This is a genomic window from Marinobacter sp. bablab_jr003, assembly GCF_016464245.1.
Taxonomy (GTDB): domain Bacteria; phylum Pseudomonadota; class Gammaproteobacteria; order Pseudomonadales; family Oleiphilaceae; genus Marinobacter; species Marinobacter vinifirmus.
The window spans coordinates 152,959-176,241 of record NZ_JADARC010000039.1; the positions used below are offsets into that span (position 1 = coordinate 152,959).

General features: G+C 58.6%; 28 protein-coding genes and 1 pseudogene. 22 read left to right on the forward strand and 7 right to left on the reverse strand.

What is annotated here, in order from left to right:
* Positions 1 to 83: 83 nt before the first annotated feature.
* Positions 84 to 356: a ComEA family DNA-binding protein gene (locus H3Z84_RS04875; protein WP_199456684.1), complete on the reverse strand. Its 273-nt coding sequence runs from the start codon at positions 354 to 356 to the stop codon at positions 84 to 86.
* A 618-nt stretch (positions 357 to 974) separates the two neighbouring features.
* Between H3Z84_RS04875 and urtA the strand changes: the two genes are divergently transcribed.
* The 16 genes from urtA to H3Z84_RS04955 all read left to right on the forward strand — a co-directional run bounded on the left by urtA (position 975) and on the right by H3Z84_RS04955 (position 14,762).
* The gene (gene urtA / locus H3Z84_RS04880) at positions 975 to 2,288 is read left to right on the forward strand and encodes an urea ABC transporter substrate-binding protein (protein ID WP_199456685.1); all 1,314 of its coding nucleotides are present in this window, start codon (positions 975 to 977) and stop codon (positions 2,286 to 2,288) included.
* A 78-nt stretch (positions 2,289 to 2,366) separates the two neighbouring features.
* Positions 2,367 to 3,971 (forward strand): urea ABC transporter permease subunit UrtB, encoded by a 1,605-nt coding sequence (urtB, locus tag H3Z84_RS04885; RefSeq protein ID WP_199456686.1) that lies wholly within the window; start codon positions 2,367 to 2,369, stop codon positions 3,969 to 3,971.
* A 3-nt stretch (positions 3,972 to 3,974) separates the two neighbouring features.
* Complete coding sequence (gene urtC / locus H3Z84_RS04890) at positions 3,975 to 5,108, forward strand: urea ABC transporter permease subunit UrtC (RefSeq protein WP_199456687.1); 1,134 nt, start codon at positions 3,975 to 3,977, stop codon at positions 5,106 to 5,108.
* Entirely contained in the window at positions 5,105 to 5,929 is an 825-nt protein-coding gene (urtD, locus tag H3Z84_RS04895; RefSeq protein WP_022989771.1) for an urea ABC transporter ATP-binding protein UrtD, read from the forward strand. The genes urtC and urtD overlap by 4 nt, the downstream gene beginning before the upstream one ends.
* Positions 5,929 to 6,627 carry an urea ABC transporter ATP-binding subunit UrtE gene (gene urtE / locus H3Z84_RS04900; protein ID WP_011786439.1) on the forward strand — a complete coding sequence of 233 codons (699 nt, stop codon included), beginning with the start codon at positions 5,929 to 5,931 and terminating at the stop codon, positions 6,625 to 6,627. The genes urtD and urtE overlap by 1 nt, the downstream gene beginning before the upstream one ends.
* Complete coding sequence (locus H3Z84_RS04905) at positions 6,624 to 7,520, forward strand: urease accessory protein UreD (RefSeq protein WP_199456688.1); 897 nt, start codon at positions 6,624 to 6,626, stop codon at positions 7,518 to 7,520. The genes urtE and H3Z84_RS04905 overlap by 4 nt, the downstream gene beginning before the upstream one ends.
* A 25-nt stretch (positions 7,521 to 7,545) precedes the next feature.
* Positions 7,546 to 7,848, forward strand: coding sequence for an urease subunit gamma (gene ureA / locus H3Z84_RS04910; RefSeq protein WP_133004693.1), 303 nt, complete (start codon positions 7,546 to 7,548; stop codon positions 7,846 to 7,848).
* A gap of 10 nt (positions 7,849 to 7,858) precedes the next feature.
* On the forward strand, positions 7,859 to 8,176 hold the full coding sequence (locus H3Z84_RS04915; protein WP_199456689.1) for an urease subunit beta: 318 nt from the start codon (positions 7,859 to 7,861) through the stop codon (positions 8,174 to 8,176).
* Between the two features lie 148 nt (positions 8,177 to 8,324).
* Positions 8,325 to 10,028 carry an urease subunit alpha gene (gene ureC, locus H3Z84_RS04920; protein ID WP_199456690.1) on the forward strand — a complete coding sequence of 568 codons (1,704 nt, stop codon included), beginning with the start codon at positions 8,325 to 8,327 and terminating at the stop codon, positions 10,026 to 10,028.
* 62 nt (positions 10,029 to 10,090) lie between these two features.
* Positions 10,091 to 10,666: an urease accessory protein UreE gene (gene ureE, locus H3Z84_RS04925; RefSeq protein ID WP_058341613.1), complete on the forward strand. Its 576-nt coding sequence runs from the start codon at positions 10,091 to 10,093 to the stop codon at positions 10,664 to 10,666.
* Entirely contained in the window at positions 10,638 to 11,366 is a 729-nt protein-coding gene (locus H3Z84_RS04930) for an urease accessory protein UreF (RefSeq protein ID WP_416225925.1), read from the forward strand. Before ureE ends, H3Z84_RS04930 begins: the two co-directional genes overlap by 29 nt.
* Positions 11,367 to 11,391: 25 nt before the next feature.
* Positions 11,392 to 12,030, forward strand: coding sequence for an urease accessory protein UreG (ureG, locus tag H3Z84_RS04935; RefSeq protein ID WP_036219814.1), 639 nt, complete (start codon positions 11,392 to 11,394; stop codon positions 12,028 to 12,030).
* Between the two features lie 43 nt (positions 12,031 to 12,073).
* Complete coding sequence (locus H3Z84_RS04940; protein ID WP_011786431.1) at positions 12,074 to 12,649, forward strand: HupE/UreJ family protein; 576 nt, start codon at positions 12,074 to 12,076, stop codon at positions 12,647 to 12,649.
* A gap of 162 nt (positions 12,650 to 12,811) precedes the next feature.
* Complete coding sequence (locus H3Z84_RS04945) at positions 12,812 to 13,600, forward strand: nuclease-related domain-containing protein (protein WP_199456691.1); 789 nt, start codon at positions 12,812 to 12,814, stop codon at positions 13,598 to 13,600.
* Positions 13,601 to 13,677: 77 nt separating this feature from the next.
* Positions 13,678 to 14,223: a PIN domain-containing protein gene (locus tag H3Z84_RS04950; protein ID WP_199456692.1), complete on the forward strand. Its 546-nt coding sequence runs from the start codon at positions 13,678 to 13,680 to the stop codon at positions 14,221 to 14,223.
* A gap of 41 nt (positions 14,224 to 14,264) precedes the next feature.
* Entirely contained in the window at positions 14,265 to 14,762 is a 498-nt protein-coding gene (locus H3Z84_RS04955) for a hypothetical protein (protein ID WP_206768823.1), read from the forward strand.
* 11 nt (positions 14,763 to 14,773) lie between these two features.
* Here the strand turns inward: H3Z84_RS04955 and H3Z84_RS04960 are convergent, their stop codons facing one another.
* A complete protein-coding gene (locus H3Z84_RS04960; RefSeq protein ID WP_199456694.1) occupies positions 14,774 to 15,946 on the reverse strand; it encodes a DUF4268 domain-containing protein in 1,173 nt (390 codons plus the stop codon).
* A gap of 223 nt (positions 15,947 to 16,169) precedes the next feature.
* Here H3Z84_RS04960 and H3Z84_RS04965 point away from each other — a divergent pair, with 223 nt between their 5' ends.
* A complete protein-coding gene (locus tag H3Z84_RS04965) occupies positions 16,170 to 16,436 on the forward strand; it encodes a DksA/TraR family C4-type zinc finger protein (protein WP_199456695.1) in 267 nt (88 codons plus the stop codon).
* Positions 16,437 to 16,712: 276 nt separating this feature from the next.
* On the opposite strand, the gene H3Z84_RS17330 is transcribed toward H3Z84_RS04965, so the two are convergent.
* Complete coding sequence (locus tag H3Z84_RS17330) at positions 16,713 to 17,048, reverse strand: type II toxin-antitoxin system RelE/ParE family toxin (RefSeq protein ID WP_199456696.1); 336 nt, start codon at positions 17,046 to 17,048, stop codon at positions 16,713 to 16,715.
* 5 nt (positions 17,049 to 17,053) lie between these two features.
* Complete coding sequence (locus H3Z84_RS04975; protein WP_323126950.1) at positions 17,054 to 17,350, reverse strand: type II toxin-antitoxin system ParD family antitoxin; 297 nt, start codon at positions 17,348 to 17,350, stop codon at positions 17,054 to 17,056.
* A 185-nt stretch (positions 17,351 to 17,535) separates the two neighbouring features.
* Here H3Z84_RS04975 and H3Z84_RS04980 point away from each other — a divergent pair, with 185 nt between their 5' ends.
* Complete coding sequence (locus H3Z84_RS04980) at positions 17,536 to 17,850, forward strand: hypothetical protein (RefSeq protein ID WP_199456698.1); 315 nt, start codon at positions 17,536 to 17,538, stop codon at positions 17,848 to 17,850.
* A gap of 238 nt (positions 17,851 to 18,088) precedes the next feature.
* Positions 18,089 to 18,466: a thiol-disulfide oxidoreductase DCC family protein gene (locus H3Z84_RS04985; RefSeq protein WP_199456699.1), complete on the forward strand. Its 378-nt coding sequence runs from the start codon at positions 18,089 to 18,091 to the stop codon at positions 18,464 to 18,466.
* A gap of 11 nt (positions 18,467 to 18,477) precedes the next feature.
* On the opposite strand, the gene H3Z84_RS04990 is transcribed toward H3Z84_RS04985, so the two are convergent.
* Positions 18,478 to 19,386: a bestrophin family protein gene (locus H3Z84_RS04990; RefSeq protein ID WP_323126951.1), complete on the reverse strand. Its 909-nt coding sequence runs from the start codon at positions 19,384 to 19,386 to the stop codon at positions 18,478 to 18,480.
* 732 nt (positions 19,387 to 20,118) lie between these two features.
* Between H3Z84_RS04990 and trxC the strand changes: the two genes are divergently transcribed.
* Together trxC and H3Z84_RS05000 are read left to right on the forward strand one after the other, a co-directional pair.
* Complete coding sequence (trxC, locus tag H3Z84_RS04995) at positions 20,119 to 20,559, forward strand: thioredoxin TrxC (RefSeq protein WP_199456701.1); 441 nt, start codon at positions 20,119 to 20,121, stop codon at positions 20,557 to 20,559.
* A gap of 27 nt (positions 20,560 to 20,586) precedes the next feature.
* Positions 20,587 to 20,889, forward strand: a complete 303-nt coding sequence (locus H3Z84_RS05000; protein WP_023011220.1) for a hypothetical protein — start codon at positions 20,587 to 20,589, stop codon at positions 20,887 to 20,889.
* 234 nt (positions 20,890 to 21,123) lie between these two features.
* Here the strand turns inward: H3Z84_RS05000 and H3Z84_RS05005 are convergent, their stop codons facing one another.
* Positions 21,124 to 21,684, reverse strand: a complete 561-nt coding sequence (locus H3Z84_RS05005) for a TIGR00730 family Rossman fold protein (protein ID WP_199456702.1) — start codon at positions 21,682 to 21,684, stop codon at positions 21,124 to 21,126.
* 336 nt (positions 21,685 to 22,020) lie between these two features.
* Here H3Z84_RS05005 and H3Z84_RS05010 point away from each other — a divergent pair, with 336 nt between their 5' ends.
* The gene (locus H3Z84_RS05010; RefSeq protein ID WP_199456703.1) at positions 22,021 to 22,350 is read left to right on the forward strand and encodes a hypothetical protein; all 330 of its coding nucleotides are present in this window, start codon (positions 22,021 to 22,023) and stop codon (positions 22,348 to 22,350) included.
* 110 nt (positions 22,351 to 22,460) lie between these two features.
* On the opposite strand, the pseudogene H3Z84_RS05015 reads toward H3Z84_RS05010, so the two are convergent.
* Positions 22,461 to 23,267 (reverse strand): annotated as a pseudogene (locus H3Z84_RS05015) (AAA family ATPase); the annotation flags it as partial.
* Positions 23,268 to 23,283 lie beyond the last annotated feature (16 nt).

The following is a 23,283-nucleotide window of genomic DNA, read 5'->3' on the forward strand; positions in this document are numbered from 1 at the left end:
TGGGTTGGCCGGCAAGGGTAGCAGCGGCAGCATGGCTGCGCCAGAGGGGCAGGGAAGGGCAGCCGGGGCTGCCCGACAGGGTCTTACTCTACGGCGAGCCGCTCGGCATTCTTCTCAACCGTACGGACACCAATACCTTTCACCTTGGCAAGCTCTTCGGTGGCGGAAAACGGGCCGTTTTCTTCGCGGTAAGTGATGATCGCCTGTGCCTTGGCTTCGCCAATACCGTTCAGCGAGGCCAGGGTAGCTACATCGGCTGTATTGATATTGATGGTTTCAGCTTCGTTGGCGTAGGCAAAGCCGGTGGCCAGGCTGAACAGCAAAACGAGGGTTGCCAGAAGGGCGTTGTGTTTCATCGGAGAACTCCTGAGTGTCGATAATGTTGTTATGAACAGTCAGGCATGACAGCGAGTGGTTGCTGGTAGGGCGGTAGGTAGGTGTTGGAGCCTGAGTGCACGGAATGGGACTACGATCCGTGTAGTCCCGACATTCCGTGGCTGACCCCTGCCTGATCCGTCAGGCGCGCATCATCCTGAGCACTTCGTCCTTGCGTTCATCCTTGCAGCCCTGTCCTTCGGGCAACTCCTGAATCCGTGGAGTTTCCATCCCTGAGCCAACGTCCGTGCTGGCTTATCATCCCTGACAACCGCCATTTTACTGAACATGAGTGGGGGAAATACCGGACATCGGCTCGTTGGTGTGTGCGAGATGTCTTACATTGTTGTGAGTATTTCGGTGAATTTGGGTTCATGGTTTGGGTGCTGCGAGCGTCGTGCACACAAACAGCGCGCTTGGTTGCCCAGTGCACTAAATTGAAGCAAAGGTTAGTGCGCTATCTTGTGGCGCGATTACGAAATGCGCGATGAGCAATATATAACATGATGTTTTTAAGGTATTTTCTGTGGTGTTGGAACAGCTGATGCTATGGGGTTCAGGCGTTGACGACTCATAACCCAACGAAAAGGACGCACAACATGAGCATCAAAAAACACGTGAAACTGGGACTCTCTGCATTGGCGCTGTCTGTCTCTTTCGGTTCCATCAATACCGCGTTTGCCGCCGAAGACCCCATCAAGGTGGGTATTCTCCATTCCCTGTCCGGCACCATGGCCATCAGTGAAACCACGCTGAAAGACACCATGCTGATGCTGATTGAAAAGCAGAACGCCGCCGGTGGCGTACTTGGCCGCCAGCTAGAGCCGGTGGTGGTTGATCCGGCTTCCAACTGGCCGCTGTTCGCGGAGAAAGCCCGTGAGCTGCTGGAGAAAGAAAAGGTCGATGTTATCTTCGGTAACTGGACCTCGGTGTCCCGTAAATCCGTTCTGCCGGTGGTAGAGGAACTGAACGGCCTGCTGTTCTACCCGGTTCAGTACGAGGGCGAGGAATCGTCTGCAAACGTGTTCTACACCGGTGCGGCGCCCAACCAGCAGGCGATTCCTGCGGTGGATTACCTGATGAACGATCTGGGTGTTGAGCGCTGGGTTCTGGCGGGCACGGATTACGTTTACCCGCGCACCACCAACAAGATTCTGGAAACCTACCTGAAAGACAAAGGTGTGGCCGCCGGCGACATCATGATCAACTACACGCCTTTCGGCCACTCTGACTGGCAGACCATCGTGTCTGACATCAAGAAATTCGGCAGCGCCGGCAAGAAGACCGCCGTGGTCTCCACCATCAACGGCGACGCCAACGTGCCCTTCTACCGTGAACTGGGCAACCAGGGCATTTCCGCCACCGACATTCCCGTGGTTGCGTTCTCCGTGGGTGAACAGGAACTCTCCGGCATCGACACCGCTCCGCTGGTTGGCCACCTGGCTGCCTGGAACTACTTCATGAGCGTGGATAACGACGCCAACTACGACTTCATCGACGCCTGGGTTGCCTACAAGGGCGACGATGCCGCCGTTACCAACGACCCTATGGAGGCCCACTACATCGGTTTCAACATGTACGTTGAAGCGGTCAAGAAAGCCGGCACCGCCGACGTGGATGAAGTGAAAGACGCCATCATCGGGGTGAGCGTGCCCAACCTCACCGGCGGCTACGCCACCATGATGCCGAACCATCACATCACCAAGCCGGTGCTGATTGGCGAGATCCAGGACAACGGCCAGTTCTCCGTAGTCTGGGAAACCCCGTCCACCGTGGCTGGCGATGCCTGGTCTGACTTCCTGCCGGGCTCCAAGGATCTGATCAGCGACTGGCGCGCGCCCCTGCGCTGCGGCAACTTCAACGTGGTCACCGGCAAGTGCGGTGGTGGCTCGGCTGACGTGGCCTCCAACTAAGCTCCAACCGGGCACAGCCGGGCAGGCCTGAGCCTGCCCGGCACCGCTCCCGAATTCCCAAGTCAACAGGAATGAATCATGAGCATTCACCGACTGCTCGCCAGGATGGTATTGGCTGTCTGTCTGGCCCTAGGGGCCACACTGGCGAATGCCCAGGCGCAGACGAATGCGCCCGAAGCGCTGCTGAAACGGCTCGTAGAAGCAGGACAAGCTGAAAAAACCGACTTACTCAAAGCCCTCTCCGAAACTGGCGATGAACGCGCCCGGGGCTGGCTGGAAGCCGTTCGTGACGGCAAACTCGCGATGATTGAAGACACCGGTGTCCTGGTAATTGTGGTTAATAACCGGGGCCGTAACTGGCAGATCGCCGACGCGCTGACCGGCGAAGACCTGGGTGAAATGTCGCGCCGGGATCTGCAAAGCCTGCGGGTAAACAACGCCCTGCGGGCCGACATCGAGGGCATCCTCTCGGTGATCGACCTGACCGTGGCCGACCCCGGCCAACGCCTTGATGCCGCGCGCAATCTGCTGGGCGACGTGAATGAAGCGCTGGCCACCCAGTTGCAGGCCCGCCTGCAGGTGGAAGACAACGAGCGGGTGCGTGACATGCTCACCAATGCCCTGGCCATTTACCAGGTGGAGCAGGGCGATGTTGAGGCGGTTGCCACTTTGTCCGGCAGCCTGAACCCGACCGTGCGTGCCGCCCTGAATAATGCTGTGAACAGCGATGACCCCGCGCTGGCGGCTGCGGCCGAGGAAGCCCTGGCCAGCATTGAACAGAAACTGAAACTCAACCGCGCTGCCGAGACCCTGTATTTTGGCCTGTCCCTCGGCTCGGTACTGGTGCTGGCCGCCATTGGCCTGGCCATCACGTTTGGTGTGATGGGCGTGATCAACATGGCCCATGGCGAGCTGATCATGCTTGGTGCCTACACCACCTGGGGCATGCAGCAGCTGTTCCCGGGCCAGCCCGGCCTGGCCCTGATCCTGTCCATCCCGGCCGGTTTCCTCGTGGCGGCGCTGGCGGGCATCGCCATCGAACGCAGCGTTATCCAGTACCTGAAGGGCCGCCCGCTGGAAACCCTGCTGGCCACCTTCGGCATCAGCCTGATTCTTCAACAACTGGTGCGTACCGTGATTTCCCCCCTCAACCGCACCGTGGTCACGCCCGAGTGGATGAGCGGCTCAATCATGGTGAACGAGGCGTTGTCGCTCACCCTGAATCGCCTGTACGTGATCGGCTTTGCCCTGGTGGTATTCGCCGGGCTGATGCTGATCATGCGCAAGACCCGCCTGGGCCTGGAAGTCCGTGCTGTTACCCAGAACCGGGCCATGGCCCGCTCCATGGGCATTAAAGCCACCAAAGTGGACATCATGACCTTCGCCCTGGGCTCCGGCGTTGCCGGGCTGGCGGGTGTGGCCCTGTCGCAGATCACCAACGTCGGCCCCAACCTGGGCCAGAACTACATCATCGATTCCTTCATGGTGGTGGTGTTCGGGGGCGTGGGCAATCTCTGGGGCACCCTCATTGCCGGGCTTTCCCTGGGTACCATCAACCAGCTGCTGGAACCCTGGGCGGGGGCGGTCCTCGCCAAAATCATGGTGCTGGTGCTGATCATCCTGTTCATTCAAAAGCGGCCACGCGGGCTATTCCCGCAGAAAGGCCGTGCGGCGGAGGGCTGAGTTATGGCGACATCACAAACCTGGCTGCTTCGGCCCTTTCAGGAGCGTTCCACCCAGCTTTTCCTTGGCGTTCTGTTCGCCGCCCTGGCCCTGGTTACCTTCCTGCACCTGTTTATGCCGGAAGACAGCGCCCTGCACGTAAGCGCCTACACCGTTACCCTGCTGGGCAAATACCTCTGTTACGCCTTGCTGGCCGTGGCGGTGGACCTGGTGTGGGGTTACCTGGGCATTCTCAGCCTGGGCCACGGCGCCTTTTTTGCCCTTGGTGGTTATGCCATGGGTATGTATCTGATGCGCCAGATCGGAGACCGCGGCGTGTACGGCGACCCGGTATTGCCGGATTTCATGGTGTTCCTGAATTGGCAGGAGCTGCCCTGGTACTGGCAAGGGTTCGATATGGCCTGGTTCGCCTTCATCATGGTGCTGCTGGCCCCGGGCCTGCTGGCGCTGGTGTTCGGCTTCCTGGCCTTCCGCTCCCGGGTAACCGGCGTGTACCTCTCCATCATCACCCAGGCACTCACCTTTGCGTTGATGCTGGCGTTCTTCCGCAACGAGATGGGCTTCGGTGGCAACAACGGCCTGACCGATTTCAAAGACATCCTCGGCTTCAACCTGCGCAGCGACGCCACCCGGCTTGGCCTTTTCCTGGCGACCGGCATCGCGCTGGCGGTGGGCTATGTCGTGTGCCGTGCCATTGTGACCAGCAAGCTGGGCCGGGTCAGCGTGGCCTGCCGCGATGCCGAAGCCCGTACCCGGTTCCTGGGTTACCGGGTGGAGCGGGTGCAGCTGTTTGTGTTCGTGGTCTCCGCCATGCTGGCGGGTGTGGCCGGCGCGTTGTATGTGCCACAGGTGGGCATCATCAACCCCAGCGAATTCTCGCCGCTGTTCTCTATTGAAATCGTGGTGTGGGTGGCCTTGGGTGGTCGCGCAACGCTTTACGGGGCGGTGATCGGCGCCATCCTGGTGAACTACGCCAAAACCGTGTTCACCGGCGTCATGCCAGACGCCTGGCTGTTCGCCCTGGGGGCGCTGTTTGTGCTGGTGACCGTGTTCCTGCCCAAGGGCATTGCCGGCCTGCTACAGAAACGCCGCCAGAAGGACGATGACCAACCCGGCGCTCAGGAGGCCACCGCATGAGCATCTTTGAACAACTCACTAACCGGGACCAGGTGTTCGATTTTCTCACCCCCGTGGCGTCGCCGGTCGACGTGCGCCACGGGCCGATCCTGTACATGGAAGGCGTGAGTGTGAGTTTCGATGGCTTCAAGGCCATCAACAACCTCAACCTCACCATCGACGACGGCGAACTGCGTTGCATCATCGGCCCCAACGGGGCGGGCAAAACCACCATGATGGACATCATCACCGGTAAAACCCGGCCCGATACCGGCTCGGTGTGGTTCGGCAGCCGCCACAACCTGCTGCGCATGAACGAGCCGGACATTGCCACCCTGGGCATTGGTCGCAAGTTCCAGAAGCCCACCGTGTTTGAGGCCCTGACCGTATTCGAAAACCTCGAACTGGCCATGGCAGCCGACAAACGCATCCTGCCCACCCTGACCGCCATCATGACCGCGGAATACCGGGACCGGATTGACGAAATCCTGGAAATGATCGGCTTGCAGGCGCTGCGTGACAAGCCCGCCGGCATTCTCTCCCACGGCCAGAAACAGTGGCTGGAGATCGGCATGCTGCTGATGCAGAAACCCCGGCTGCTGCTGGTGGACGAGCCCGTGGCCGGCATGACCGAACAGGAAATGGAACGCACCGCTGAACTGCTCACCAGCCTGGCGGGCAAACAGTCCGTGGTGGTGGTGGAACACGACATGGGCTTCGTGCGCTCCATCGCCCGCAAAGTCACTGTACTGCACCAGGGCAGCGTGCTGGCCGAAGGCACCATGGACCAGGTCTCCAACGACCCGGACGTGATCAAGGTGTATCTCGGGGAGGAGGCCTGATGCTCAAGATTGAAAAGCTCAACCAGTTCTACGGCGAAAGCCACACCCTCTGGGACCTGGAGCTGGACGTGCCCCAGGGCCAGTGCACCTGCGTGATGGGCCGTAACGGCGTGGGCAAGACCACGCTGATGAAATGCATCATGGGCGAGGAAACCGTGAAAAGCGGTTCCATCGAGTTTGCCCGGGATGTGGAACTCACCAAAAAGAAAATCGAAGACCGCTCCCGCCTGGGCATCGGCTACGTGCCCCAGGGCCGGCAGATCTTCCCGCTGCTGACCGTGGAGGAAAACCTGCGCACCGGCCTGGCGGTGCGGGCCGATGGCAGCAAGCAAATCCCCGAGCGCATCTACGAACTCTTCCCGGTGCTGAAAGAAATGAAACACCGCCGGGGCGGCGATCTCTCCGGCGGCCAGCAGCAACAGCTGGCCATTGGCCGGGCGCTGGTGATTGAGCCGAGACTGCTGATCCTCGACGAGCCGGGGGAGGGCATCCAGCCCAACATCGTGGCCCAGATTGGCGAAGTGATTCGCCGGTTGATTGAAGAAGACGGCCTGACCGTGCTGTTGGTGGAACAGAAACTGCCGTTCGCTCGCAAATACGCCGACCGCTTCGCCATCCTCGACCGGGGCCGGCGCGTGGCCGAAGGCGATATTGCCGGGCTGACCGATGAACTCATCAAACAGCACCTGACCGTATGACCGCCTACCAAGCCATCGACCGCCACGCCTCCGGCCACCGTTTCGACACGGAACGGCGCTGGGCGGCGGCCCTGGAACTGGGCTTTGAGGCACGTACCGAGAGCGAACCTGCGCCGGTAACCCGGTTGGTGCGCCGGCGCCACCATGGTCCACTGCGGGTGCAGCGCCCCTTCTACCCGGAGGGCAAAACCGGCTGCTGCCATGTGTACCTGCTGCATCCCCCGGGTGGCCTGGTGAGCGGCGACCAACTGCGCATCGAAGCCGCCGTAGCCGAAGGCGGCCACGCGCTGCTGACCACCCCGGCGGCGGCCAAACTGTACAAAGCCGACAGCCACGGCGTGGCCTGGGGCCAGCACACCCGGTTGCTGGTAGCCAAAGACGCGATTCTGGAATACCTGCCCCAGGAAACCATCGCCTTCGACGGCTCCCGTGGTTTGCAAACCACCACCATTGAACTGGAAACTGGCGCCCGAACCCTGGGCTGGGAAGTGCTGGCGTTGGGCCGCCCGGCCAGCGACCTGCCGTTTGCCACCGGCGAACTGGAACAGCGTTTCCATTTAAGCCTGAACGGCCAGCCGCTGTGGCTGGAGCGCCAGCTGCTCAACCCGAAACACCGCCGGTTCAACGGCCCCTGGGGCCAGGGTGGCGCCACTGTGCAGGCCACGCTCTGGGCGGTCGGGCTGGACGACGAAGCCGCCGCCATCGACGTGCTGAGAGCACAGTTACCAGACCACAACCGCTGGGCCGTGACCCGGCGCCGGGGCGTGCTGCTCCTGCGCTACCTGGGCACCGAACGCAACGAAGCCTGGACTCTGTGCGAACAAGCCTGGCACCTGCTGCGCCCTCTGCTCGCCGGCGTACCGGCCCACACACCCAGAATCTGGCTTACCTGACGCATAAGAGACAACGGAGTCATCCATGGAACTCACCCCCAGAGACAAAGACAAGCTGCTGCTGTTCACCGCCGCCCTGCTGGCCGAACGCCGCAAAGCCAAAGGCCTGAAACTGAACTACCCCGAAGCCATCGCCCTGATCAGCGCCGAAATCATGGAAGGTGCCCGCGAAGGCCGCACCGTAGCCGAACTCATGAGCGCCGGCACCGAAATCCTCACTCGGGACGACGTCATGGACGGCATCGCCGACATGATCCACGAAGTGCAGGTGGAAGCCACCTTCCCGGACGGCACCAAACTCGTCACCGTCCACAACCCGATTGTTTGAGGAACGCGCCATGACCCCCGGTGAATACCAACTCAAAGACGGCGACATCGAACTCTGCGCCGGCCGCGAACGCATCCAGCTGGACGTCGGCAACACCGGCGACCGCCCGGTGCAGATCGGCTCCCACTACCACTTCGCCGAAGCCAACCCCGCCCTGGACTTCGATCGCGCCAAGGCCCGCGGCTACCGCCTGGACGTGGCCGCTGGCACCGCCATTCGGTTCGAACCCGGCCAGACTCGCTCTGTAACGCTGATTCCGTTTGCCGGAAAGCGAGAAATCTATGGCTTCCGGGGTGAAGTAATGGGGAGTTTGGACTCCACGAACTAAGTCTGAGGTCCGGCGGGGGTTGCCCTTCCGGGAATGTGCGGAGGCATGGATGCCGGAGAACAAGCGCCACAGGGATGTGCCGTAAGGAGCGTTTCCCGGAAGGGCAACCCCCGCCGGGCCCGGCACAAAGGTTACAACGAGGGATAAGATGAAAATCAGCAGACAAGCGTACGCCGACATGTATGGCCCCACCGTAGGGGACCGGGTCCGCCTGGGCGACACCGAACTGTGGATAGAAGTGGAAGAAGACCACACCCACTACGGCGACGAAGTAAAATTCGGCGGCGGCAAAGTCATCCGCGACGGCATGGGCCAGAGCCAGCGCTGCGACGACGCCGTGATGGATACCGTCATCACCAACGCCCTCATCCTCGACTGGTGGGGCATCGTTAAAGCCGACGTCGGCATCCAGAAAGGCCGCATCGCCGCCATCGGCAAAGCCGGCAACCCGGACACCCAGCCAGACGTGACCATCGTCATCGGCCCCGGCACCGAAATCATCGCCGGCGAAGGCAAAATCCTCACCGCCGGCGGCATCGACCCCCACATCCACTTCATCTGCCCCCAGCAGGTGGAAGAAGCCCTGATGAGCGGCGTGACCACCATGCTCGGCGGCGGTACCGGCCCGGCCACCGGCACCAACGCCACCACCTGTACCCCGGGCCCCTGGCACATCGGCAAGATGCTGCAGGCCGTGGACAGCCTGCCCATGAACATCGGCTTTCTGGGCAAAGGCAACGCCAGCCTGCCGGAAGCGCTGGAGCTGCAGGTAAAAGCCGGCGTGATCGGCCTCAAACTGCACGAAGACTGGGGCACCACCCCGGCCAGCATCGACAACTGCCTGACCGTGGCCGACCAATACGACATCCAGGTGGCCATCCACACCGACACCCTGAACGAATCCGGCTTTGTGGAAGACACCCTGGCCGCCTTCAAAGGCCGCTGCATTCACACCTTCCACACCGAAGGCGCCGGCGGCGGCCACGCCCCGGACATCATTACCGCCTGCTCAAAGGACTACGTACTGCCGTCGTCCACCAACCCGACCCGGCCCTACACCGTGAACACCATCGACGAACACCTGGATATGCTGATGGTGTGCCACCACCTGGACCCGAACATTCCGGAAGACGTGGCCTTCGCCGATTCCCGCATCCGCCGGGAAACCATCGCGGCGGAAGACATCCTGCACGACATGGGCGTGATCTCCATGATCTCCTCCGACTCCCAGGCCATGGGCCGGGTGGGCGAGGTGATCTGCCGTACCTGGCAAACCGCCCACAAGATGAAAGTGCAGCGCGGCCTGTTGCCGGAAGACCAGGAACGCGGCGCCGACAACTTCCGCGCCAAACGCTACATCGCCAAATACACCATCAATTCCGCCATCACCCACGGCATTGGCCACGAGGTTGGCTCTGTGGAAGTGGGCAAACTGGCGGACCTGGTGCTCTGGAGCCCGGCGTTCTTCGGCGTGAAGCCCGCCTGCATCCTCAAGGGCGGCATGATTGCGGCGGCGCCCATGGGCGACCCGAACGCCTCCATCCCCACACCACAGCCGGTGCACTACCGCCCCATGTTCGGCGCCTTCGGCAAAGCGGCCAGTGCCACCCGCCTGACCTTCGTCAGCCAGGCCGCGCTGGACGCCAATATTGGTGAAGAACTGGGCCTGGACAGCCCGCTCTCCGCCTGCAAAGGCGTGCGGAGCGTGCGCAAGCAAGACATGAAACTGAACGACGCCTGCCCGCACCTGACCGTAGACCCGCAAACCTACGAAGTGCACGCCGATGGCGAATTGCTCACCTGCGAGCCAGCGACCGAACTGCCCCTGGCCCAGCGCTACCACCTTTTTTAATCAATACAGCCTAAGGCTGATTTTTAAGCAAGACAGCTCAAGGCTGGGAGAGGAACGAACGGATGTTGGAACTGATAAAACGCATTACCCAAGTAGACGCCAGCGAAATCCACGACAACCTGGTGCTGCCCTACGAACTGCGCATTCGCGGCCGCCTGCGGGCCACCACCGAAACCAACCTGGACGTGGGCCTGTTTCTGGACCGGGGCCCGGTGCTGAGAGATGGCGACCTGCTGGAAGCGAAATCCGGCGAGATCATCCGCATTCGCGCTGCCGAGGAGCGTGTGGTCACCGCCCGCGTAGAAACCGGCCTGCCGCTGGCCCGCTTGTGTTACCACCTGGGCAACCGCCACGTCACCCTGGCGATCGGTGAAGACGAGCAGGGCGCCTTCGTGCGCTTTCCGCCCGATCACGTATTGGAAGAGCTGGCCGAACGCCTGGGCGCCACCGTAGTGCACCACACCGCCACCTTCGACCCGGAACCCGGAGCCTACAACCAGGCCGGCCAGGGCCATTCGCACGGTCATAGCCATGGCCATTCCCACGCGGACTCTCATGAGCACTTGCACGGTAAAAGCCATGACCACACTCACGCTGCTGGACATACCCATGCTCACGGCCACAAACACACCCACTGAGCCCGCAGCCATGGCGGGTGAGGGCGAACCCGGCGGCGACCTGGCTTTGCTGGGGCTGATGCAGCTGGTCAGCCCGGCTTTGCCCATCGGCGCCTTTGCCTGGTCCCAGGGCCTGGAAAGTGCCTTTGAGCTGGGTTGGGTGAACAACGAAGCGGAACTGGCCCGGTGGATTGAAGGCGTACTGGAAGACGGCCTGAGCCGGTGCGAGTTGCCATTGCTGGCCCGGCTGCAAACCGCCTGGGCGAACGACGACGGCGCCACCATCGCGCAATGGAACCAGTGGCTGCACGCCACCCGGGAAACCGCAGAACTGAGCGACGAAGACACTCGCCTGGGCGGTGCCCTTAAAACCCTGCTGGGCAACCTCAACCTGCTGCCGGAGAGAACCCTGATTCCGGCCGAGCCCGGCTACATCACCCTGTTTGCCTGGGCCGCCCAGATGCGCCGGGTGCCGGTGCGGCAAACCCTGCTGGGCTTTGCCTGGGCCTGGCTGGAAAACCAGCTGGCGGTGGCCTGCAAAGCTTTACCCCTGGGCCACACCGCCGCCCAACGGATTATCGAACAACTGCGCCCGGCACTGGTGATAGCCGCCGACCAGGCGCTGGCACGGCAAGACCACGAACTCGGGCCCATCCTGCCGGGCCTCGCGCTCGGCAGTGCCCTGCATGAAACCCAGTATTCACGGCTTTTCAGAAGCTGAATAAAAACATCAAGGAGATACAGCCATGACACATTGTCTGAGAGTAGGCGTCGGCGGCCCGGTCGGGTCTGGTAAAACCGCATTGCTACGCCAGCTATGCACCGCCCTGCGGGACCACTACGACATCGCCGTGGTCACCAACGACATCTACACCCGGGAAGACGCCGACTTCCTGCTGCGCCACGAAGCCCTGGCCGCAGACCGCATCCTGGGCGTGGAAACTGGCGGTTGCCCGCACACGGCCATTCGCGAGGATGCCTCTATGAACCTGGCGGCCATTGACGACCTCCAGCGCCGCCATCCGGATCTGGAGTTGGTGCTGGTGGAATCCGGCGGCGACAACCTATCCGCCACCTTCAGTCCGGAGCTGAGCGACCTCACCCTGTACGTGATCGACGTGTCCGCCGGCGACAAGATCCCCCGTAAAGGTGGCCCCGGAATCACCAAATCCGACCTGCTGATCATCAACAAGATCGACATTGCCGAACAGGTACACGCCTCCCTGGAGGTAATGGAACGGGACAGCAAAAAAATGCGTGGCGAACGCCCCTTCGTGTTCACCAACCTGTACGACGGGGTAGGGCTGGACACCATCATCAGCTTCATTCTGGAGCGCGGCATGCTGCCGGAAAGGCGTCCTGAAAAACTGGCTGAAATGGCCTGAGCAAACGAACCAATACGATTACAGAACCACCAGGAGCAACACCATGAAACTGACTTCAAAACTTCTCGCCACCGCCGCGCTGCTGACAGCCTCCGCCACCGCCATGGCCCACCCCGGCCACACCGAAGGCGGCTTCACCAGCGGCCTGCTGCACCCCATGCTAGGCCTGGATCACTTGCTGGCTATGGCCGCCATCGGCTTCTGGAGCGTGCGCCAGAGCAAACTCATGAAAAACGCCACCCCCGCCTTCGTCATCGGCGGCATGGTATTCGGCGCCGCCCTGGCCTGGGGCGGCCTGAGCCTGCCAGGCGTGGAAACCGGCATCACCTTCTCGGTACTGGTGGCCGGTATCCTCATCGCCACCCTGGCCAAACTGCCCACCGCCGTGGGTGGCACCCTGGTTGGTGCGTTCATGCTGTTTCATGGCTTCGCCCATGGTGCGGAAATGCCGGAAGGCGCTACGTTGGCGGCCTACCTGGCCGGTTTCTCCATCGCCACCCTGGCCATCACGCTGGTTGGTCGTGGACTGGGTAGTTTGATGCTGAAGGCAGATAGCCGGTTTAGCCGGGGGATTGGGGGAGTGCTGGCGGTGGCGGGGGCTTACCTGGCCGCAGCTTGATTCCGTAGGCTATTCAGGAATGCAAAAAGCCGCCCGGGAAACCGCGCGGTTTTTCAGTATCACGTTTACAAAATTTGACCTTGACGGTATGGGAAGTTTCCTGAAAATTAGGTTAGTGTGTAGTTATAAGAAACGGATTGACGCCGCTGTTAAGGAAAACGGATGGACTTCGGCCAGCTATTCAACACCCTACTGAACTCTCTACCGAATCAAGTCTGGTATTTCGTACCGCTGTTCATCCTGTTACCCATTCTGAGAACGCCCTGGTTCAAAGGCAAAGCCGGCGAAGCCATGGTCAACCTCGCCGCGAAGCTGTTTCTCGATAAAACGCACTACCACCTCTTAAAAAACGTCACCCTGCCCACCGAAGACGGTACCACCCAGATCGATCACATCATTGTGTCCTGCTACGGCGTGTTCGTGGTGGAAACGAAGAACATGAAAGGCTGGATTTTCGGGAACGAGAAACAACGTTACTGGACCCAGAAGATCTATCGCCACTCCCAGAAATTCCAGAACCCGCTGCACCAGAACTACAAGCATGTGAAGACTTTGCAGAGCCTGCTGGGGCTCGGCGATGAGCAGGTAATTTCGTTGGTAGTGTTTGTGGGGGATTCAACTTTCAAAACTCCGATGCCGGACAACGTTGCTTACGGTGGTGGCTACATTCGCTTTATCAAATCACGCAAAGACGAAGTGCTCAGCGAAACGGAAGTTCAGGACATCGTCTCAAAAATCGAAACCGGGCGTTTGGCGGCAACCTTCCGGAACCATCGGCAGCATGTGGCCCATGTGAAGAGCATTGTGGAGCAGAAAGCGAGCGCGCCTAGGTGCCCCAAATGTCAGGGTGAAATGGTGAAGCGGACGGTGAAGCGTGGGGCAAATGCTGGGAAAGAGTTTTTTGGGTGTAAGGCGTTTCCCAGGTGTCGGGGGATTGTTGGTACTTTGTGATCGTAATAATGACAATGGACCTTTCCCCAATCTCGTGGATACGATTTTGATTGGCATCAAACACAGGGCGTTGAGTAATGAAGTGGGCTTTCATTGATTACGAGAACATCGGAAGTCTCGGCAAGGTCAATCTCTCCGAGTATGAGCGCGTCATCGTATTCCTCGGTGCGAAGCAGCCCAAGCTGGACTTCACGGAAACGAAGTACGACAAGCCGATTAACATGATGGTCGTTCAGTTAAAGGCCAGCCAGGCAAACAACCTGGACTTTCACCTCGCTTACTATCTGGGCAAATTGGACGGCCAGGCCGAGCGTTCGGTCGCGTTCGATGTGATCAGCAACGACACCGGTTTCTCGCCGTTGATTGCCCATATCAAGGCCAGTGGGCGGGCGTGCAAGCAAGTCAAGGTGGCAGGTGCCACGGGTGATGCGGAGAAATTGATCAAGAACCTCTCCGCGAAGCCCAAAGAGAAACGGCCTAAAAAGGTCACTGCGCTCCGCAATCACATTGCCTCTCACCTGCGCATTCAGGGCAATGAAATGGCTATCCAGAAGGCGGTTAATCTACTGGTGCAGGAGAAGTTTTTGAAAGTGTCGGATACTGGCGTGGAATATCTTGCCTGAAGGTCTAGCCACTGTCGGTGTCGCTAACGGAGTATGAAGTCTTGGACCCAGTAAGTTACGTTTTTGCTGCTTACCTCAACACTGTGCAGTCGACGGTCTCTAATCATTTCAGTGAAACCAGAAATCTCGAGGTGACGCCTGTTGTCGTCGAATACGAGGGAGTTCCCATCTCCTACCAGCATCAGATGTGGCGGGTTCGTCCCGAGAGTGTTTGTGCTAACTATAAGCAAAGGATTAGTCAATTTTCTGAATGCACTACCAAGGCATCGAGGTTGTTCAACGCGCTATGTTCGGAATTGAAGCAGACTAGTTCCAGTAACTGGCAGCAAGCGAAGTTCCAGACAATGTATTGCAACGCGGCGATATCTTTCAAACCCACGGTGGCGAATATCGGCGCGGCACCAGCGCTCTCTGGTTTGGATGAGGCCCGTCAGGCCTGCAATGCGGCGACAGTTTCAGCCATGGGGAATAGTGATCCCAGGCTGGCGCGAGAGCGGAATACGGCTTGTGATCACTACCGTGGCTTGAAGGAGCAGTAAGTATTTGGCGCTCAGTTGTCGAGGGCGCTCAACCTTTCCATGCGTGGCCGGAAGGCATTAACGAACGCATTCAGCGTTTCGGAAAAAAATGCTTTTACGCCTGGGTCAGATACCGGCGGCCAATCGCCCTCAATTCGCCGATGGGTGATGATCCGGCATTTTTTGTCATCCCATTCAACCGTCAACGGAAGTTCGCTATTGATAGCCTCTGCATCCTCTTTCAATTCCTGGTAGAGCGACAGCCCTTCTTCCGAGCTGGCCAGGCGCAAGAAGCAACCGATTTCAGACTTCGCCTTATAGAAATAGAGCGTTATCCAGGCTGTCGTTGAGGATGGCGGCATCGGGAAAAAGATGTTGCCTCTTGCTACCGGGTTGGCCATTGGCTGGTCGGGATCGTCGAGCCTGAGATCATCAATAAATGCTTTCCAAAACTGATGGTATTGAGTCATTAAAGACGATGGTTGGCTGGTGCTTCGATTATCTACCTGTGATGGTGTGTCGCCAAAGTCAGTAATGTATACCGTTCGCTGGATCTCTTTGGTTTGGAATAGCGTCCGAGGTTGTATGAAGGTCAGGTCTTGCTCTTCCGTTTGATAAACCGCGGTTTCGATCACTGCCAGCGTAAACTTCATATTCGCAGTGTTGTCGAGATACTGGATCATTGCCTGGGTGTCGCTTCTGATCCCATCGCCCGCTATCACCAGCATGAAGTCGCCCTGTGCCAGTGAGTTACTGATGCCATCAACGAATTCGGCTTCGTCGGTGTTTGGATAATGGTTTTGGACTAACGCATACGGGACGTTTCCTTTTTCTCCAGTCCTGCGTGAGACTTCCCGCTGCAGATCAGAGTAGCTCCAGTTCTGAAGCTCCTTTGCATAGTCCAGAATCTGGCCGATGACTTTTCTTCTGGCTTCCGGGTTTCTCCAGAGTTTGGTTTCAACAATGACCAATTTTCCCTGTGACGTTACGTAGACGATATCGATGGGGCCTGCGGCGGTATTCATTTCCATGCACAGGGGTACGACTTCTCGATACCCGGGATTGATCTCGCCAAAGGGGAGGCTTTGTGGATTCCTGAAAAGCTGTTCCTGCAGCCACTGTTCTGAAAAGCCTTCATTGAATGCCAGTCGGAGAAGGGGCCTGGTTTCGGCATTGCCGTCTATGAGAAAGGGAGTAGCCCGCAAGGTTCCTATCCTGTTTGGCTGGGTTTGCTTGCTATCCTAGTCCACAGGAGAAAGACTTAACAGGTTAGCGGTTGTTGCAACAAAGTCGGCGCGATGGTGATGCCGCAGTTGCGAAAGCATGGCTTGAAGCCGGAAGATGCCCGGATTGTGATGGGGCAGGTGAGGGCACCTTATCCTTTTGTTCCCTAGGCTGAATTTGTTCATTTGTTGATCGGAGAACGCTATGGCTGGTGGTTGGTCACGGGATGGCGCAGTTCAGGATCAGATAGACGCGAGTGTTGACGACGAAGTGCAGCGGGCACGGAGCCAGCTTGGTGGTGGTGAGAGTGCGCGCTATTGTGATGAGTGTGACCGGGCGATTCCTGAAGCTCGCCGCAAGGCTATTCCGGGTGTACGGCTTTGTATTGCCTGCCAGTCCGCGCTTGAGAAGCAACAATCTACATCACGCGGCTTTAATCGGCGGGGCAGCAAGGATAGTCAGCTAAGGTGAGCACAATGACGGTCTCTATGGTTTCCCATTGAGTTTCGGCGCCCTGTTTATGGCAGATTCATTACTATCGTCCGTTTTTGCATCAACTTTCCTGAGCCCCCGTGGCGCAAGGGTGTCGCCTGGTTAACCCTAGGTTTCCAACATAGTTATCCACAGCTTTTGTGAGTAAAGTCTGGAACGGTTTGAACTAGCGGCGGTTTGACGGATACACGGTTAGGAAAACCGGGACTGAATTACGTTAACCCTTAGAGAACCAAAAATCAGATAGTTTGGTGGTTAGAGGTGCGCCTCAGGATCCATCCTTTGATGCAAAATCCGAAGAATGATAACGGACCGATTGTGGCTATCCTTTTTCATCCTAAGATAAAAGTGATGGGGCGAGGGTTTGCCTTTCCTTGCGAGCGGATAGGTAGCGATCCCGGCCCGAATTTCGGACCTGTGTTTCAGGAGTGGCGCGAGGTTTCCGGCTTCTTCAAGCTCCCTGATCGCCCTCTCGATTTGCTCGGTGTATCGTTTCAGCTGCAGTGTCCCGAATTCTTCAAGGGTGGTCTCAAGAATATCGTCGAGATCGGCTAGAGCAGTGTCTGTGAGCGTAACCTTCCATGGTTTCATCGTAATCAGGTATCCCGTTTTTTCCTGATGGCTTGCTCTGCACGTTCAGAAAGGTACGTAGCGAAATCGTCACCCGTGAATGTCCTGGTTTTGCCTGCCTCTAGGTCTTCCTGGCCCGTATTTATGGCGGCTCTGAGGTCATTCATCTTCGTGACGTATCGGGACTCGGCTTCTTCGACCATTCTCAGGCCGGCTCGAAGTACCTCACTCGCATTTTGATAACGGCCCGAGGCAACCAGGTGATCGACTACCTGGGATTGATGGTCCGTGAGCACTATGTTTCTCGTCGCCATGAGAGTCATCCTGTCAGCGTTGCATTGGCATAATATGCCAATGCATGGGTTTGCTGTCTAGGGGTGGGATAACTGTGATACCTATGGGAAAGCCGGGACAGATCTATTAATGCGGTTATTTCGCTAAGCTGGCGCGCTTTTCGCGTTGGCTGCGGGGTAGGCTTCAGAGGCAACAGGAGGATGACATTGCCGATATGGTTTACCGTCGTGCAAACCTGGAACACGCGGCGGCCTCGGCGCCGAACATGATGCAGAACGGGCTGCTGATCGGGCTCCTGGCATTGCTCCTTCTGGCACCGACCTTGCCGGATGTGACCGTCTGGAACATCCATCCGATTACCCCGATATTGCTGGGCTTCTACTTCTATGGCACCCGGCTCATACAGAGTGCCGGCGACAACCCCATGTGGTACCCCTCCGTTACCAGCGATACCCGGCAGGACGAGCCGGAGAGCGAGAGCAACTTGCCATCATTGAGCCGTCTTTGGACCGAATTTCTGGTGCTCTAAGGGCTTGGTGTGGTGCTGATGTTTGCTGGCTGAATAGCGGCGTCATCCGTAAGCAATAAGCTATCTGAGACTCACGAACGAAAAGCATGCGAGCCAGACAAAGATCGATACGCGCCTGGAATTTCAGGGCGATGGTATAGCCTCTCGCGGTTATGCCTGAGACCCGAAGGGTTAACGGGAGCCTCGCAGTGCTTTATCGTGTAGTCAGAGGAATGCGATGCAAACAGGGGAGATAGCGATGACGGCACCAGGCGATCAGCTTCGCGTGTTCTACGATGGCGCCTGCCCGAGCTGTGTCAAGGATCGCAGGTTCTATGAACGACTCGCGGGCAGGACCGGCGAATCGGTGGAGTGGGTGGATATCACCGGCCGTGATGAGGAGTTGGAGGAACGTGGTATAGACCCGAAAGCCGCGCTTCAGGAGCTCCATGTGGAAGATGGCCAGGGCCACATCCACCGGGAACTGGATGCCTATATTCTGTTGATGTCGCGGGTCTGGCTGCTGAAACCGCTTGCCTGGCTGATTGGCTTGCCGGTAATTCGGCCAGCGCTGGCAAAGCTGTATCACAAATGGGTGAGCGAACGGCTGGAGAGAACCGGGCGCATGCCGTTGTAACCGCCGGGCCCTTACTGCAACTGGTATTTGACCGGCTGCAGCGGTTCGGGTGCCGGGTCGCCCAGGACTTCGGCAACACTGATTTCATGAATGCGGCAGATGGCATCCAGCGGCAGGTCGTTGGTGTGTCGGCCAAAGGGAAACTCAAGCTGTTCAGACAGGCGATCCAGCCCGAAAAACGTGTAGGCCACGATGGCGGTGAACACCGGCGTAAACCAGCCTGCGACGCCTACCAGCCCGAACGGGAGCAGGTAGCAGAACACATACGCGGTGCGGTGAGCCAGCAGGGTGTAGGCAAAGGGCAACGGGGTGAGGGCAATGCGTTCCGAGGCCGCCTGAATGCCCGCGAGGCCATGAAGGTGCTGGTCTACGGCCGCGGTTGCTACAGAATCCAGATCGCCCGCCTTGTGGGCTTCGGCGAGTACGTCTCCGGCCCGGTGCAGCATGAAGGCGGCGGGGTTGCGTGTGCTCAGGGCCTGGTCAATGAGTTCGGGCGCCAGTGACCCGGGCAGATCAGACCGTACATCCTCTCCCCGCAACTGGCCGCGCAGCAGGTGAGCGTGAGCGAGGCATCGGGTCAGAAGTTCCCGGCGTCGCTCCGGGCTCAGGTAAATGGTGCCAGTCCGCGCCAGGCTGCGAAATTCGTACACCATATGCCCCCAGTGTTTTCTGGCTTCCCACCAGCGGTCGTAGGTGGCGGTGTTGCGCACGCTTAAAAAGATGGACAGGGCGATGCCCATGATCGTGAACGGCAGAAGTGTGTAGTCGACCATGCCGTCGAGGTAGTGGTGGCGCGAAACCCAGGTAACGGCGGCTGCAAACATTCCCGTAAGCAGAATGTGCGGCAGAATGTGGGGGACAACAGACCCTTTCCAGGCCAGCAACAGCCGGAGTGGGCCGGGGCGCTCGCGAACAATCACGGTTAACACTCCTGGGATGGATGATGGCCTTGCCTGAGGGTTGGCCGCTGTGATTCCTATGCCTTTTTACGGAGAACCCACTCGTTACACAAGAGGGTAAGCTTTTTTAAACGAGGGGGCAGCACTCTGGCCGTTGCCTGGCATTACCCTGTGGTTTCAGGGGCAACCAGATCAGGCGGCGGATTTGTGGCAGCAGTCACTTTCGCAGGGTGATAGCAGGTAAGTGCTTGAAACTTCGAGAAACTGTTCGATAATCTGTGTCATCAAGATTCCCTCTGATGGTTTATTTGAATTGCAACCTAATAGGTTGGGGCGCATTCCCATAAAAAAACTTCGGAAAACCGAAACGCATTGAGACCGCCTGGCGCCGGGGCTGTTGGTTGCCTTTTGCCGGGGGTGGAGAGAATCAGGCAAATATCAGACAGGATTGCGCACCGTTATGTGATGGATATGCCGGCGCAGTCCGTCGAAGTCTGATTCTCCTCCGCATGCGCTGAACGCCCCCGTTCAGCGCATCACCATCCCTCCCGAAAAACGGTCAAATTCTTCCGCTGTAAATTCCGATTGTTTTATCGACAGTCCCATGGCGGTTGAGCCTCTGACACCGACTTACTTTGATAGTAGCGGAAAGCGGTTGATGCGTGTTCGTGAGATGCGATTTTTCGTGCCGCTTGATTTCTCTTCTCCTGCCCTGATTATTTCTACCATCAGCCAATCAGAGGCCTGTTCATCATGACTGACATTCGACACCTGGTATGTCCCCATTGCCACAAAGTGAATCGCGTACCGGCCGACAAGTTGTCCTCCGGCGGCAATTGTGGCGCCTGCAAACAACCGCTTTGGCCGGATCAGGTTCTGGAGCTAACGGAGCAGACCTTTGCTACCCATACCGGGCGTAGCGATCTGCCCGTGTTAGTGGATTTCTGGGCCAGCTGGTGTGGCCCGTGCAAAATGATGGCGCCCCAGTTCGAGCAGGCCGCGAAGGCCTGGCGCGGGAAAGTGCGCTTTGCCAAGCTGAATACGGAACAAGCCCCCGGGCCGGCCGGTCAGTTTGCGATTCGCAGCATACCGACCCTGATTCTGTTCCAGAACGGCGGGGAGGTGGCGCGCCAGAGTGGCGCCATGAATCAGGCCCAGATCAGTCAGTGGCTGCAATCGCAGGGTATTCGCTAGGAAAAACCGGGACAAAGGTGTCGTAGTATGAAGTTTCTGATCATCGGTGTTTTCGCTGCCATCGTGGCTGTCCTGATCTGGCGTAGTAAACAGAACACCGCCCCTGAAGAGCAGGCCTGTGCCATCGACATTGGCAAGCTGCTGAAAACCAATCCGGATGCCCAACCGCAGGCCATTGCCGATGTGTTCCAAAAGTACGGCATTGATCAATCTCGGTGTAAGGCTGTGGGCGCGATGGTGATGCCGCAGTTGCGAAAGCAGGGTTTGAAACCGGAAGATGCCAGGATTGCGATGGGGCAGGTGAGGGCGGCTTACCCTCTTGTGTCCTAGGCTGAATCAATTGAATTGATGATCGGAGAACGCTATGGCAGGTGGATGGTAACGAGATTGCCCGTTTTAGCATCAATTTTCCCGAGCCCTTTTGCTGCGGGGCTTCCGGGCGCTTAATCCGAGGTTTCCAACACAGTTATCCACAGGTTTTGTGAGTAAAGTTCGTGATAAAGCGGGTCAGGAATCAGGCCGACGGTCGTACCGGTCTTCCGGGGTTTGGTTCGGCCCGCCGGTTCAGCTCCACTTCAGTTTGGGCGCTTGGTAGGACTGGATGGCCGAGAGCAGTTGCGCTTCGTTATCCGTGTGGATAATCATCTCGGCATGGTGCGGTTTCAGGAAGCCGGAATCGGTCATGTTCGAGATCATCTCGAACAATTTATCGTAGAAACCATTGACGTTGTAAAAGGCGCAGGGTTTTGCGTGATAGCCGAGTTGAGCCCAGGTCCAGGCTTCGAAGATTTCTTCCAGGGTGCCGACGCCGCCGGGCAGGGCCACAAAGGCATCGGTCATTCGGGCCATGGCGGCTTTTCGTTCGTGCATATCAGCAACAATTTTCAGCTCGGTGAGGCCCTGATGGGCCAGCTCCCGATCTTTCAGGTACTCGGGAATCACGCCGTACACTTGAGCGCCCTTTTCCAGAAAGGCGTCTGCGACCACGCCCATCAGGCCGACGTTGCCACCGCCGTACACCAGATCCACTCCGTTCGTTGCCAGGTAGTGCCCCAGAGCACGGGTTGCCTGGGCGAATTCCGGGTTTTCACCGATGCTTGAACCACAAAATACGGCAATTTTCATGGGTCTTACGAGGCTCCATTGATTCGGTTCAGAGGGTTGAGTGAGTTCTTCACTCTGTTGTGGTTGGTCCGGGCGTCTTTGGGTGCCGGAGCACAATAGAATGCCGCCTCCGGTCTGCCCAGTCTAGCGGTTGACCCTACATCCGAACCCGGAAGCCAGTTGTTAAGGCTTCGTAACCTGTTGAAGTATAAATAAAATGTAAGAGGTGGTGTCTCGTGTGATTCTGTTATTCTCGAATGGTTCAAAACTGACAGGTGCCTGGTGGGGCGCTGAGAACAGGCTCTCCCACCGGCGATACAGGACAAGTCAGACCACCTGAACCATGGGATTTACATCATGAATATGAAGTCACTGCTCGTTTTTCTGTCTCTGAGTGCCACCTCGTTGGGTGCCGTTGCGGGTGATACCGCCGACGCCGCGCTGGGTGGAGGTATTGGCGGCGCACTGGGGGCCGCCATCGGCAACGAGGTGGGTGGCAGAGACGGAGCGATTCTTGGCGGGGCTGTCGGTGCGGCAGCGGGAACGGCCGTGACCACCCGGGACCAACGGGACCACGATCGCGATTATGATTATGATCGCCGCCGGTATGACGATGATCGCGGGTATTACCGGAAGTCTCGCGGCCATTTCTGCCCACCAGGCCAGGCGAAAAAGGGTAACTGCTGAGACGCTTGTGTGTTTCCGGGCGTAGAGGGCGCGTTGTGGATATCACCGCTGGAGGAATTGATGTGTAACCTGCAGGACGTGATGTCCGGAGCCTGGTGACTGCTGAATAGTCAATCCATCCAGTTCCAGGGGGGCGCGTCCAGAAGCCCCTGGCCAAGAATGCGGGTTTCACCCAGCTCTTTGTTCAGTGCGATGGAATGGCAATCGTCGTCTGCTTCCAGAGCGGCTACCAGTCGAGGGGCATGGGAAACAACCCACACCTGGGTTTCCCGCGAGGCGCGAATGATCAGTCGGCCGAGGGCCGGAAGCAAGTCGGGATGCAGGCTTGTTTCGGGTTCGTTCAGCACCAGTAGTGATGGTGGGCGGGGTGTGAGCAGCGCGGCAACCAACAGCAGGTAGCGAAGGGTGCCATCAGAAAGCTCGGCCTGATTCAGGGGGCGGAGCAGGCCGGCCTGCTCAAATTCCAGGACGAAACGGTTGCCTGCGTCTGTGCTGAACCCGAGCCTCGCTCCGGAAAAGGCATCTTCAATAGCACTGTGCAGGCCCTCCCGGTCGCCGATTTCGTGAATGGTACGCAGGGCTGCAACCAGGTTATGGCCATTGTGGTCCAGCACCGGGGTACGGGTCCCGATTTGCGGGGTCCGGATGCTGGAGTGTTGATCGGTGCGGAACTGATCGTAAAAGCGCCACTGCCTGATGGCCTGCCGGACGGCATGGACTTCAGGCACAGCCACAGGATCACTGATCTCGCTCAGAATGCTCTCATAGGTGTTTAGCCGGGTGTCGTAGACCTCCCATTTCCGCCCTGAACGTGCTTTGACAACCGGCCCGATGCGATCAATCAGACAACTGCTTGGGCGGCAGACATCACCCACCCAGATACATTCGCGTTTTATTTCAGGGTCGAGCTGGATCGAGAAACGGCGGGCGCTT